Genomic DNA, 13087 nt, shown 5'->3' with positions numbered 1-13087 from the left:
GGTGGGCCGGCTCCGCTCGCGGGCGGCCGGCGCGGCGCCCTGGTCGAGACCGACCAGGGCGCCGGGGGTCACCGGTTCGTCGGTACGGCTCAAGCCGGGACCTTGGCCACCGCGTCCACGATCGCCCGCAGCAGGTCGACGACCCGGGGCCCCCACCGGGAGGCGATGTCGTCGTCGAGGGCGACGATCTGGTTGTTCTTCACCGCGGTCACCCCGGCCCAGCCCTTACGCGCCTTGACCGTGTCGGCGGACTGCTGGCAGCACTTGGTGTCGGCGAGGAAGACCAGGTCGGGGTTGGCCTGGATGATCGCCTCCTCGCTCAGCTGCGGGTAGCCGTCCTTGGCGCCGTCGGCGTCGGCCGGGTCGGCGATGTTCTCCAGGCCGCCCAGGGTGAACAGCGAGCCGACGAAGGTCTTGCTGGTCGCCGAGTAGTACTCCGGCCCGAGTTCGTAGAAGTAGGTCAGCTTCTTCGCCCGCTGCGGCAGGTCGGCGGTGAGCTTGGCGATGTCGTCCTTCATCCGCTGGACCACGTCGGCGGCCTCGTCCGGGTGCCCGGTCAGGGTGCCGAGGTCGGTGATCTGCCGGTAGGAGTCGTCAAGCGTCGTGGCGGCGGGCGCCAGGTAGAACGGGATCTTGAGCTGACCGAGCTGGTCGGCGATCTTGTTGAGGTCGTTGGTCAGCACCACCAGGTCGGGCTGCTTGGCGGCGATCGCCTCGGCGTTCGGGGTGAACGCGGACAGCTCGCTCTTCGGCGCCTCGGCCGGATGGTTGGAGTTGTCGTCGACGGCGGTGACCTGCTGGCCCGCCCCGATCGCGAAGAGCATCTCGGTGGCGCTCGGCCCGAGCACCACGATCTTCTCCGGCCGCTTGTCGAGGGTGAGCGACCCGACGGTGACCGGGTAACTGGCGGTCGAACCACTCGCACCGGTCGCCGGCTGATCCGTGGTGCTGTCGGCGCAGCCGCCGAGCGCCAGCGCCGCCGTGGCCAGCAGCGCGGCGAGAATTCTGGGCGTACGTCTCATCGATCCTCCTGTCGGTCGAGGTGCTGGTGCTCCGCCGACAGGGGCTGATCCGATCCGCCCCGCCTGCGGGGCGCCCTTCCTCGAAGGCGCAATCCGCGACCGCACCGCAGGCGACCTGGCTCATCCCCGTCACCTCCGGGCCTACGGACCGGACAGGTGTGGGGCATCACAGTTGCGGGACAGCGCCGGTTTCGCACCGGCTTCGCTGCGGGATGGTCGGGAGAAACCGTAGCGCATCGGCCCGGTCACTCCCCATCGGCCGTCCCGCCGCATCGTGGGCGTCACCGCTGATCACAGCCGTCCGCGACGGTCGGTGGACCGGCTCGGGCGGGCGCCCCGGCCCGGGACGACGGCGGGCCGGACGGCGCCCGACGGTCAGCCGGAACCTCGACCCTGGCCGGGTGGGCCGGCCAGCACGTCCAGGACGCCCATGGCGCCCATCGTGCCGGTCGGGTCCGCCGGACGCCACCGGATTGGCCGCAGCTGGTGCCTGGGAGTCACCGAGGTGACTCCCAGGCACCAGGGCCGACCGACGAAGACGTCCGCGGCCGGCCGCCGGACCGCTCGTCAGCCGATCACGAACTGGTGACCGTCACGTTGTCGATCGCCGCCTCGACCAGGCTCGCCCCGGAGGCGTCGGCGGCCTGGACCAGGAGCTGGATCGACTGCCCGGCGTACGGGGAGAGGTTGGCGGTGGCGGTCGTCCAGGTGCCGTCCCGGTCCGACGCCGCCCCGTTCTGGTTGAGCAGCTGGGTGGTGCCGCCGCTGTGCACCACGCTGACCCGTAGGTAGTCCGCGCTCGACGAGTTCGAGCCGTGCGCGAGGTACCAGGCCAGGGAGAGCGTCAGCGTGCCGCCGGTCGGCAGGGTGATCGCCGGGGACCGGGCGCTGGTCACCCCGCCGTCGACGTCGTGGTCACCCGCCCCGGACCCGGCCAGCCGGCCGGTCACCAGGTCGTTGCTGCCGGCGTACGGGGCCAGCTGCTTGGCGCCGCTGGAGCTGGTCGGCTGGGCGGTACCCCGTTCGAAGACCCCGGCGGTGGCAGTGTCGGTCCCCGACGGGTTGACCGTCCAACCGGTCGCGGTCTCGAAGGTGTCCGACCAGACCGTGGTGCCCGGGTTGCCGCCGCCGCAGTACTGGGCCTGCTTGCCGATCGCCCGGTACGGGCAGTCGGCGTACTCGGCGAGCATCAGCACCGCCTCCCGGTTGCGGGAGGTCTGGGCCGGGATCACCTCGTCCGGCGGGTAGAAACCGCCGCCGCCGGACGAGCCCGGGTACATCTCGAAGGTGTACGCCCAGATGTTGTGCGTCGCCCACATCCAGTCGATGCTGTCGCCGTCGGTGATGTAGAGGTCCGACGACTGCTGCGGGGTGTAGCTGTTGGTGGCCGCCATCTGCTGGCCGATGGTCCGGAACGTCGCCTCCTGGTCGGCGTTCAGCCCCGGCCCGGTGTTCGCCGTCGTGTAGCCGTACGGCCAGAGCACCAGCTGCGAGTAGGTGTGGAAGTCGATGTTGGCCTTGATCTGCTGCACACCGCCGACGACCCGGCTGTTGACGAAGTCGCGCAGTCGGGCGGTCTCCGGCGCGGAGAACGCCGACGGGCCCCGGTAGGTCTCCGAGCCGGTCGAGCCGGACGAACCGCCGCAGCAGCCCCAGTTGTAGCTCCAGTTGCGGTTCAGGTCGGTGCCGACGTTCGACGAGCCGCTGTTCGGCTGCCGGTTCTTCCGCCACGACCGGTACGAGCCGGTGGCGATGTCGTACTCGCTGCCGTCCGGGTTGACGGTCGGCACGATCCAGATCTCCCGGGTGTTGACGATGTTCGTGATCCGGGAGTCCGACCCGTAGTTGTCGGTGAAGAGGTTCAGCAGGTAGATCGCCATCTCCACGGTCAGGTGCTCGCGGGCGTGCTGCTGGTGGTTGAACAGGATCTCCGGCTCGTCCTCGTCCACCGCGACGTTGTCGGAGATCTTGATGACCGGCAGGTCGCGCCCCTCGTACGAGGTCCCGATGCTGGACCGGCGAGCGATGCCCGGATGGTCCGCGACCACCTGGTTGAGCACCGTGTTGAGTTCGGCGTAGTTGTGGTACGCCGAGTCGGCCGCCGGGAAGTCGAGCAGCCCCACGTCGCCGTGACTGTGCGTCCGGTCCGGCGGCGCCGGTACGGCCTCCACCTCGAAGCCGAGCGCGGTGATCGCCTTCACCTCGGCCTCGGTGGCGGTCACGTGCAGCACCCCGTGCTCGACGTAGTCGATGGCGGTGCCGGTCCGGGCGACCGCGTCCCGGTCGGCCCAGGTACGCGGGCCGAGCACCCGGTACTCGGCGGAGGCGGCCGGTTCCCCGGCGGGGACGGCCAGTTCGGTCCGGGCGTCGGCGGCGACCGGCCCGGTCGTCGCGATCAGGGCGAGTACGACGGTGCCGGCGAGGGCCGCCGTCCGACGCCGCAGCGTCGTCACGGTGGTGCCACCGGGCAGGGGGGTCGGGGTGCGGAAGGGCATGCAAACCTCCTGGGGGTGTGGAGGGTCCCGCTGGATAGTCCACACTGCACCACCCGGCCCATGGTCATATCAATATCGATCTTCCTGATTTCCATCCCAGCCTCTCCCTCCCTCCGGCAAAGATTTTCTTTGTCGCAGACTCTGGCGAAAATTCTCGACGGGCGCGATAGTGGCCACAGGACCCGACCTTCGTCCCCCGCGGAGCTTCGATGGCCACACCCCCGAACCCGATCAGCCGACGCGCCTTCACCCTCGCCGGCCTCGGCAGCCTCGCCCTGCTCAGCACGGCGGCACCGGCCCAGGCCGGCAGTGCGCGACCCGACACCACCCGGCACGACACCCCCCGACCCGGCGGCCCACGGCCGATCGGGCACGACGAGCAGATCACCTTCCACGAGTGGTCCCGGCACCCCGACTGGCGGCGCGGCACCCACCACGGCACGGTCGCCGTCGCCGGTCACCGCCCCGGCCTCACCATCAGCCGCCCGGCCGGCACCGTCGACTACCCCGACCCGCACACCGGCACCACCCGGACCTGGTCGTACGCCACCTGGACCTCGCCGGTCACCCCGGTCGGCTTCGACGCCAGCGAACTGGTCGCCTCGTGGAACGCCGAAACCCCGGCCGGCACCTGGATCCAGGTCGAGATGCAGGGCACCTACAACACCGGTGACCAGACCCCCTGGTACGTGTTGGGCCGCTGGGCCTCCGGCGACCAGGACATCCGCCGGACCAGCGTCAACCGGCAGGGCGACCCCTGGTCGACGATCTGGACCGACACGTTCTCGATCGACGACGTCGCGACCGGGGTGCTGCTGCGGGCGTACCAGCTGCGGCTGACGCTGTACCGCGACCCGCAGACCCGCCGCGCGCCGAAGGTCACCCTGCTCGGTGCGATGACCTCACTGGTCCCGGACCGGTTCACCGTCACACCGAGCGCCGGCCGGATCGCCTGGGGCCGGGAACTCGCCGTCCCCACCTACTCGCAGAACATCCACGCCGGCCACTACCCGGAGTACGACGGCGGCGGGCAGGCCTGGTGTTCACCGACCTCGACCACCATGGTGCTGGAGTACTGGGGCCGGCGCCCGTCCGCCGAGGAGACCGCCTGGGTCAACCCCGACTACCCCGACCCGGCGGTCAACCACGCCGCCCGGATGACCTACGACTACGCGTACGAAGGCTGCGGGAACTGGCCGTTCAACACCGCGTACGCGGCCTCGTACGGGCTGGACGCGAAGGTGACCCGGCTGCACTCGCTGGACGAGGTCGAGCACTTCATCAACGCCGGGATCCCGGTGGTGACCAGCCAGTCGTTCCTGGCCGAGGAACTCGACGGCGCCAACTACGGCACCTCGGGGCACCTGTTCGTGGTGGTCGGCTTCACCCGCGACGGCGACGTGGTGGTCAACGACCCGGCGTCGGCCGGCAACGACGTGGTCCGCAACGTCTACCGGCGGGACCAGTTCGAGCAGATCTGGCTGCGGACCAAGCGGTACAACGCCAGCGGCGGCGTCTCCGGCGGGTCGGGCGGGATCGCGTACCTGATCAAGCCGCGGGAACGGCACTGGCCCCGGGTGCCCGGCTCGACCAACTGGTAGGTCCGGCCGGACCCCGATCCTCTGGGGAGGACGCCGACTCCGTACCCGGTCAACGACGCCCGGGTACGGGGCCGGTGCTCCGGTACGGAGTTCGCTCCGGGGCGGGCCCGACCCGGCCCGGGCAGCGGCCACCGGCCGGGTGACTCAGCGCACGTCCTTCGGCTTCTCGGCCGACTGGTCCGTCGACCGGTCGGCTCCGCCGCCGGGCTGGTCCTCACCGGCCAGCGCGGCACGCAGCCGCTCCTTCTCGCTGCGGCGCCGGTCCGACGCGCCGGCCAACTGCTGCGCCATCTGGTCACGCCAGCCACGGAGCAGGAAGAACGCGAGGGCGGCGGAGAACGCCACGGCCAGCATCAGCTTGAGGAAGATGTCCATCTCGACCGGCCAGAGCGCCAGGGCGACGACCAGGAACAGGCCGATCCGACCCAGCGTGTACTTCACCGCGGGACTCATGTCTGCCACTCCGATCAGCTCGTCCGCTCCACGTCAGCTCTTCGTCCGGTCAGCTCTTCGTCCGGTCGTCCGGTCAGTTCGTCCGGCCGGCGAGCCACCGGACGCCGACGAACCAGATCAGCCCGTACGCCATGGCGAAGACGGCGGCGGCCAGCCCGCCCGAGACCAGCGCCGGGGCCCCGGCGGCCAGCCCGGCCGCCAACAGCCCGGCGGTGATCCCGACGGCGGCGGCGACCAGCGCCGCCGCGACCCGGGCCGGACCGAACCGCCAGGCCCGGAACTCCTCGACGAAGACCCAGGCCGGCAGGATCACGGCCAGCCAGCCGCTCGCCTGGCCGGAGTGCCCCAGACCGATCAGCGCGAAGGTCCAGTCGAAGACCAGCAGGGCCAGTACCCCGATGACCACCCCGGCCAGCACCAGCCCGAGCAGGTCGGCGAGGACGACGATCCGCCCCTCGTCGTCGCGTCGGGGAAAGGACGGGGTTCGTTCGCGCTGCTCGCTCATGACCAGTCGAGCGTACGTGAGCCGGCGCGGAACGGCCCGCGCCGGGCCGACCGGTCCCGCCCTGACCCCGACCCGGGTTCCGTCGGAGCGTCAGGCCCAGATCCGCTGCGGCTCGGCGCGCCGCTGCGCCAGCGGCACGGGTGCCTCGTACTCCCGTACCACGGTGTACCGGGCGTCCCGTTCGACCGGTCGGAAGCCGGCGTCCCAGACGAGGTCCAGCAGCTCCTCCCGGTCCGGGGTCGCCGGTGCCGGGTGGTCGCCGTCGGTGTGCAGGAGCCGGTACTCCGCGAGCGAGCCGGCCAACTCGTCCGCCCCGAAGTTCAGGGCCAGCTGGGCGGTCGACAACCCGTACGCCGCCCAGGAGGCACGTACGTGCGGCACGTTGTCGAGCAGCAGCCGGGCGACCGCGAAGGTCTTCAGCGACTCGGCCGGAGACGGGGCCGGCGTAACACCGTCGTACGGGTGGCGCAGCGGCACAAAGGTGATGAAACCGCCCGTCTCGTCCTGCAGTTCCCGGATCCGGAGCAGCTGGTCGATCCGCTGCCCGGGCTGCTCGGCGCGTCCGTGCCGCATGGTCGCGACCGTCCGCAGCCCTCTGCGGTGCGCCGCCCGGTGGATCCGGGACCAGTCCGCCCAGCCCGACGCCGACTGCCCACCGTCCGGCTCGACGATCTCCAGGTCACCGCCGGCCAGGCCGCCCAGCCCGGCGTCGACCAGTTCGTCGAGGATCTCCTCGACGAACCGGCCGGTGGCGGTGGCGAAGCGCCGCACGTCCGTGGCCGTGACCACCACCGGTACGCCGTCCGGCTGGGCCACGGACAGCTCGCGCAGCAGGTCGGGGTAGCTCTCGGGGGCCGGCACCGGTTCTCCGGCGGTCAACTCGACCAGCACCCGGTCGGCGTGCCGGTCGGTCCGTCGCCGCTGCGCCAACCCGCCCAGCCACACCAGGTCGTCACCCGCGCAGAGGGCCTCGCCGTCGGCCCGGGTCAGCCGCTCCCCGGCGTACACCTTCTCCGCCAGGTCGGGCCTGCGCCCGGCGCCCTCCACCTCGCGCCCGCGCCCGGTACCTTCCATCACAGCCACGTCTCCTCCAGCCGGTTCCCCGACGAGCCTACGTGGCGGTGGGGGCGACCCTCGCCGGACGGCCGGTGGAGGCGACCGCGTTCACCAGCTTCTCAGCGTCTCGTTACCTACCCCGGATCGACATCGCGGACACATTCAGGTAAGACGAAGTGGGACGAGTACACCACTCAAGGCAGTATGACGGCGGCACCCAGGCGTGCCGCGGCGTACGTCGGACGGGGAGCGGCATGGCGAACAGCAGGCGCGGACAGGCGGAACGAACGGACAGCACGGTGTCACCGGTCCTTCGTCCGCTGCTCTGGTCCGCCCTGGTCGGCGCGATCGTCGCGGGGGCGCTCGCCACTCCGGTCTGGGCCGATCCACCACCGTCGAACAGCGCACCCAGCAGCGTTCCCGACCCCGGCGTACGCCCGCAGCTCGGCGGCGCCCCGGTGACCGGCGCCCCGACCGGCACCCCGCCGCCGAACTTCCAGGTGCCGAGCGTCGACGGCCCGTTGGCGAGTCAGATCTACGCGCTCGAGGTCGAGGTCGCCCAGCTCGGTGAGGACCTGCTCGACCTGCAGCAGGCCCGCGACGACAAGGCCGCCCGGATGTCGACCGCCGAGGCCGCGCTGCGGATGGCCCAGGAGGACGTGACCCGGGCCCGGGCGACCGCGGAGAACGCCGCGGCCGAGGCACTGAAGGACGCCGCCGGACTGCCGCCCGGCGCGTTCGGTTCCGACCTGCACGGGCTGGAGCTGCTCAAGCGGATCCAGCGCGGCGAGCAGCGCAGCCCGCGCGACGCCGGCCTGGTCGAGGCGGAGGTGCAGAACGCCCTTGCCGCCCAGCGGCAGGCCGAGACGGCGCACCAGCAGGCGGTGGCGGAGAGCCGGCTGGCGGAGCAAAACTTCGTCACGGCGGAGCGCAAGTACAAGGAACGCACCAACGCGCTGCTCAAGCTGAAGCGCGACAACGCCGACAAGCTCGCGGCGATCGAGCGGGAGCGGGAGGCCGCCGAGCAGCGTCTGGGTGCCTCGATCGGCCTGGACAGCGTCAACGGTCTGGTCGCCAACCCGAAGGCGATCCGGGCGATGAACTACGCCCTCGCCCAGCGGGGTGACCCGTACGTCTGGGCCGCCGAGGGCCCGAACCAGTTCGACTGTTCGGGGCTGATGTGGGCGGCGTACCGCAGCCAGGGCGTCACCCTGCCCCGGGTGTCGCGGGACCAGTACAACGGCACCAAGGGCAAGACGGTGGCCCGGTCGGCGCTGCTCCCCGGCGATCTGATCTTCTTCGCCTCCGGCAGTAGCCCGTCGTCCATCTACCACGTCGGCATGTACATCGGCGGCGGCAAGATGGTGCACGCCCCGACGACCGGCGACGTGGTCCGGGTCGCCACCGTCCGCTGGTCGCGGTTCTTCGCCGCGACCCGGGTCTTCGACGCGGTGCCGGCCCCGAACAGCACGCCGACCACGCGTCCGCCGACAACACCCCCGCCCACGACGACGCCGCCGACCACGACGCCGCCGACGACGACGCCGCCCACCACACCGCCGCCGACGACAACACCCCCGACGACACCCCCGACGACGACAACGCCGCTGCCGACGCTGACCCCGAGGCCGACCGGCGGGGATCCGACGAAGGAACCCACCAAGGAACCCACCGACGGGCCCACCGAGGAACCGACCGGCCAGCCCACCGGCACGGACGACGAGCCGACCGGTGAACCCAGTGCCACCCGGTCGTCTCCGGCCGCCGCTACCACTGGCGCCAGCCCCACCGGAAGCTGACGGAGCCGGCGTCCGCCCGACTGTGCGCTCGTGCTGAGATATGGCACGGTGAGGGTGGACGTACTTCCGGCCCGGCCTACCGGTCCGGGCGTGGGCGCGGGAGGCAACATTGGACGGATCACAGGCGAAGCCGAACGCCGGGGACGCACCATCGGCCCCTGACGTTCCGGTCGGCTCCAGCTCGCCCGCCTCCGGCGACGCCGGCGACAGCGCTGACCTGTCGCCGCTGCCGCCACCGCCGCCGGTGGGCACCGCACTGCCGGAGCCCGTTGACGAGGAGCTTCCCGAGGCGTACGAACCACCGCCGCCACCGCCTGTCGGTGCACTGTGGACGGATGCGCCCGGGGACACGTCCGGCTCGGCCGATCCGGTTGAACCTTCGGACGCGACCGAACCGGCTGGCGCGGCCGAACCGGCTGGCGCGGCCGAACCGGCTGGCGCGACCGAACCCGAGCCCGATCCGGCCGACGGTGTCGACGAACACGCTCAGCAGGACGGCAGCACCCAGCCCGACCGGCCGGACACGGACCCGCCGGCTGAGTCGCCGGTCAACGCCGGCACCTCGACCGTCCGGGGGCGTGCCGTGCCGCCGTCCACGGCCAGCCCGACCCCGGCCGACATCGCCGCCGTACCGGCTGCCCAGTCGATCGGCCGGACCTACCGGGCGGGGGAACTCGCCGACTCCGGTGCCACGGCGACCCCGGCACCGCCGTCCTCCGCCCCGGCTGACTCCCCGACGACTCCGGCCGGTTCCTCTGCCGTGCCGGCCACTCCGGCCATCCCGGTTCCCGTCGACGTGACGCCCGGGACGCCGTCGCCGGCCCCGCCCGTCGGGGTGACGCCGGCCCCCGGGCCCGCGACTCCGGCGCCCCCGCTGCAGCGCCGCCGTCCACAGACACCGACGATCGACTCGCCGTGGTCCGCGTTCGCCAACGCCGTGAAGTCCCCGGCCGCCCCGGCCGGGGAACCGCCGGCCCCGTCGGTCGGGGCACCTGCCCCGGGACCGACCGCCACCGCCGCCACCTCCGACTCACCGGCCGGTGAGGCGGGCCAGCCGGTGACGTACACGGTGCCGCCGCAGCGGAGCGCGCCGCGTGGCGGCGGCTCGGGCACGACCCGGGCCAGCGCGTCGGTGCCGGGGCTGGCCCGGGTGCTGCCCGCCGAAGCCGCCGCCGTGGCGTCGGTACCGGTCCAGGCGAAGATCTATCGGGCCGCCGAGCCCGACCCGGCCACGCCACCGCCTCCGCATCAGCCTCCCGAGCCGGCACGGCCACCCGAGCCGGCACAGCCGCCGAATCCCACCTGGCCGGATCCGCCGGGCCCGAGCCCGTTCCCGGCCCCCACGCCGCCGACGCCGACCCCCGGCCCGGTACCGCCGGGGCCGGTACCCACGCCGTACCCGCCCACGCCGGAGCCCGGCCCGGTGCCGCCGTAGCCGCCGTCGCCGGATCCGCCGTCGCCGTATCCGCCGGCGCCGTAGCCGCCGCCGACCTCGGCCGCCCCCGCCGGCGGGTCGGCGCACGCCGCCCGGCCGTCGAGCGCCGCGCCGGTGGTCGTTCCGGCGCCCGCCCTGCCCAGTTGGCCTCCGCCGACGAACCCGACCGCACCGGGCGGCTACCGGGCCACCACCACGCCCGGCTACTCGCTTCCGCCGGCCGGTCCCGGCCCGAACGTGCCACCCGTCGGCCCCGGCGTACAGGTTCCACCGGCCGACTCCGACCTGAACGGCGCGCCGGCCGACGCCGGTGCCGGCCCCAATATCCAGGCGGGTCCTCCGTACGTCGGGTCGTCGGCACGGCTCGCCGCCGGACCTCCCGACGGACGCGTCAGCCCCGCCCAGGCCACCACGTCCGCACCACCGGCCCAGTACGGTGACGGCGCCCGGGGGCAGCAGCCGGGAGGCACCGTGTACGGCGGCGCGGCCGGCACGTCGACGTCGGCGATGCGGGACCAGGTGGAGAACTCGGGCTCACTGACCGGCCACATCCTGGCCCAGGGCTGGGCGGACACGCCGACGCAGCAGAGCAACAACAACAAGAAGGTGGTGCTCGTACTGCTGGTCGGGCTCGCCTTCCTGGTCGCGGTCGGCCTGCTCGTGGTGCTCCTGGTCGGAGACTCCTTCAACAGTCTGTTCGGCGGCCTGTTGGGCGGCTGACCGGGGCGTCCAGCGGATCACCCGGGGCGCGCCCGGGGCCAGACCTGCGGCAGGGAGCACGGCCGGCCGGTGGCGTGCTCGCCGGGCCGGCCGGCGACGACGTGATCACGGGGGTGAGTCTGCCCACTGCCGAGCGCGGCGATGTGCCGCCGACCGCTGTCCACCCCTACACTCGTAGAGTTGTTGACCTGGCGCGTGACGCGCCCATGGGCGATCTTGCGGGCGAATCGACGGCGACTCTGGTCGCGGCGGGCCATCGCGAAGATGCGCCCCGCTTGAGAGGTTTTTCTTGACCAGCTTTGCTGACCCCAGCACGTTTCCGTCCGTATTCGACACGCAATCCGAATCGCTCGAATCTGCCGTTTCTCCGGAGCAGATTGTTTCCGGAGCGGAATCTGCGCCGAATGCGGATACCGATGCCCCTGTTTCGGCTGATCCCGCTGGTTCGCTTGAGGCGACCGAGGCGGTGACCACGCCGGAGGCCACCGACTTCGCCGCCCTGGGGCTGCCCCGGCAGCTCGTCCGGGCGCTGAACCGGGAGGGCATCACCAGCCCGTTCGAGATCCAGCGGGCCACCCTGCCGGACGCGCTCGCCGGTCGGGACGTACTCGGCCGGGGGCAGACCGGCTCCGGCAAGACCCTCGCGTTCGGGCTGCCCGTACTGGCCCGGATGGCGGCCGGGCCGAAGGCCCGTCCGAACCACCCCCGGGCCCTGATCCTGGTCCCCACCCGGGAACTCGCCATGCAGGTCAACGACGCGCTCATGCCGCTCGGTCGGGCCGTCGGGGTGTTCCTCAAGACCGCCGTCGGCGGTGTGCCGTACGACCGGCAGATCGACTCGCTGCGCCGGGGTGTGGAGATCATCGTGGCCACCCCGGGCCGCCTCGGGGACCTGATCGAGCGGGGCGTCTGCCGCCTCGACGACATCCAGGTGACCGTCCTGGACGAGGCCGACCAGATGGCTGACATGGGCTTCCTGCCGGACGTCACCGAACTGCTCGCCAAGACTCCGGCCGACGCGCAGCGGCTGCTCTTCTCCGCCACCCTGGACGGTGACGTCGACACACTCGTCAAGCGGTTCATGACCGATCCGGTCACCCACTCGACGGCCCCGCCGACCGCCGCCGTGTCCACGATGGACCACCACATGCTGTTGATCCCGCCGCACGACAAGTTCGCCGTGGCGGCGTCGATCGCGGCCCGACAGGGTCGGACGATGATGTTCGCCCGTACCCAGATGGGCGTCGACCGGCTGGTCGCACAGTTGGCCGAGGTCGGGGTCCGGGCCGGCGCGCTGCACGGCGGCAAGACCCAGCGGGTCCGTACCCGTACCCTCGCCGAGTTCAAAGAGGGCCGGATGAACGTCCTGGTCGCCACCGACGTCGCGGCACGCGGCATCCACGTCGACGGGGTCTCGCTGGTGGTGCACATCGACCCGCCGAAGGATCCCAAGGACTACCTGCACCGGGCCGGTCGTACCGCCCGGGCCGGGGAGTCGGGGGCGGTGGCGACGCTGGTCCTGCCGAAGCAGCGCCGCTCCACCCTGGCCGTGCTGCAGAAGGCCGGCGTGGAGCCGGCCCAGACCCGGGTACGCGCCGGCGACCAGGTCCTCACCGAGGTGACCGGGGCCCGGCAGCCGAGCGGCGTACCGGTGGTCGACGAGCCGCCCGCGCCGCGCCGTACCGGTGAGCGTCGCTACGGCGACCGCCCCCAGGGCGAGCGTCGCTACGGCGACCGCCGTCACAGCGACCGGCCGCACGGCGAACGGCGTTACGGCGACCGACCCCAGGGCGAACGTCACTACGGCGACCGGCCACACGGCGAGCGCCGTTACGGCGACCGCCCGCAGGGTGAACGGCGCTACGGCGACCACCAGGGACGCGACGACCGTCGCCCGGACGAGCGACGCGGACCTCGTGAGCGCTGGTCCGACGAGCGGCGACGCCCGACCCCGACCCGCTGAACCGTCCCGGCGGGGGCACCGGAGCACGCTCCGGTGCC

General features: G+C 72.7%; 10 protein-coding genes and 1 riboswitch. Of the genes, 5 read left to right on the top strand and 5 right to left on the bottom strand.

What is annotated here, in order from left to right; genetic code table 11:
• Positions 1–89: 89 nt before the first annotated feature.
• Together ABGB05_RS34220 and ABGB05_RS34215 are read right to left on the bottom strand one after the other, a co-directional pair.
• Positions 90–1022, bottom strand: a complete 933-nt coding sequence (locus ABGB05_RS34220) for an ABC transporter substrate-binding protein (RefSeq protein ID WP_347658120.1) — start codon at positions 1020–1022, stop codon at positions 90–92.
• 114 nt (positions 1023–1136) lie between these two features.
• Positions 1137–1223: riboswitch (cobalamin riboswitch) on the bottom strand.
• Between the two features lie 374 nt (positions 1224–1597).
• Entirely contained in the window at positions 1598–3517 is a 1920-nt protein-coding gene (locus tag ABGB05_RS34215; protein ID WP_347658119.1) for a M14 family zinc carboxypeptidase, read from the bottom strand.
• Between the two features lie 209 nt (positions 3518–3726).
• Between ABGB05_RS34215 and ABGB05_RS34210 the strand changes: the two genes are divergently transcribed.
• Positions 3727–5118 (top strand): C39 family peptidase, encoded by a 1392-nt coding sequence (locus tag ABGB05_RS34210; RefSeq protein ID WP_347658118.1) that lies wholly within the window; start codon positions 3727–3729, stop codon positions 5116–5118.
• Positions 5119–5262: 144 nt separating this feature from the next.
• On the opposite strand, the gene ABGB05_RS34205 is transcribed toward ABGB05_RS34210, so the two are convergent.
• From ABGB05_RS34205 to ABGB05_RS34195, 3 genes are all read right to left on the bottom strand, one after another.
• The gene (locus tag ABGB05_RS34205; protein WP_347658117.1) at positions 5263–5571 is read right to left on the bottom strand and encodes a DUF4229 domain-containing protein; all 309 of its coding nucleotides are present in this window, start codon (positions 5569–5571) and stop codon (positions 5263–5265) included.
• Positions 5572–5644: 73 nt separating this feature from the next.
• Positions 5645–6076, bottom strand: a complete 432-nt coding sequence (locus ABGB05_RS34200; protein ID WP_347658116.1) for a hypothetical protein — start codon at positions 6074–6076, stop codon at positions 5645–5647.
• A gap of 90 nt (positions 6077–6166) precedes the next feature.
• A complete protein-coding gene (locus ABGB05_RS34195) occupies positions 6167–7150 on the bottom strand; it encodes an aminofutalosine synthase MqnE (RefSeq protein WP_347658139.1) in 984 nt (327 codons plus the stop codon).
• Positions 7151–7386: 236 nt separating this feature from the next.
• Between ABGB05_RS34195 and ABGB05_RS34190 the strand changes: the two genes are divergently transcribed.
• From ABGB05_RS34190 to ABGB05_RS34175, 4 genes are all read left to right on the top strand, one after another.
• Complete coding sequence (locus ABGB05_RS34190) at positions 7387–8931, top strand: NlpC/P60 family protein (protein ID WP_347658115.1); 1545 nt, start codon at positions 7387–7389, stop codon at positions 8929–8931.
• 109 nt (positions 8932–9040) lie between these two features.
• Positions 9041–10366 (top strand): hypothetical protein, encoded by a 1326-nt coding sequence (locus ABGB05_RS34185; RefSeq protein ID WP_347658113.1) that lies wholly within the window; start codon positions 9041–9043, stop codon positions 10364–10366.
• A gap of 114 nt (positions 10367–10480) precedes the next feature.
• Positions 10481–11086, top strand: a complete 606-nt coding sequence (locus tag ABGB05_RS34180) for a hypothetical protein (RefSeq protein WP_347658112.1) — start codon at positions 10481–10483, stop codon at positions 11084–11086.
• A 466-nt stretch (positions 11087–11552) separates the two neighbouring features.
• On the top strand, positions 11553–13049 hold the full coding sequence (locus ABGB05_RS34175; protein ID WP_347658111.1) for a DEAD/DEAH box helicase: 1497 nt from the start codon (positions 11553–11555) through the stop codon (positions 13047–13049).
• The last annotated feature ends 38 nt before the right edge of the window (positions 13050–13087 follow it).

It is taken from the genome of Plantactinospora sp. B5E13 (assembly GCF_039871775.1).
Lineage (GTDB): Bacteria > Actinomycetota > Actinomycetes > Mycobacteriales > Micromonosporaceae > Plantactinospora.
This window is presented reverse-complemented; position numbering and strand designations above follow the sequence as displayed.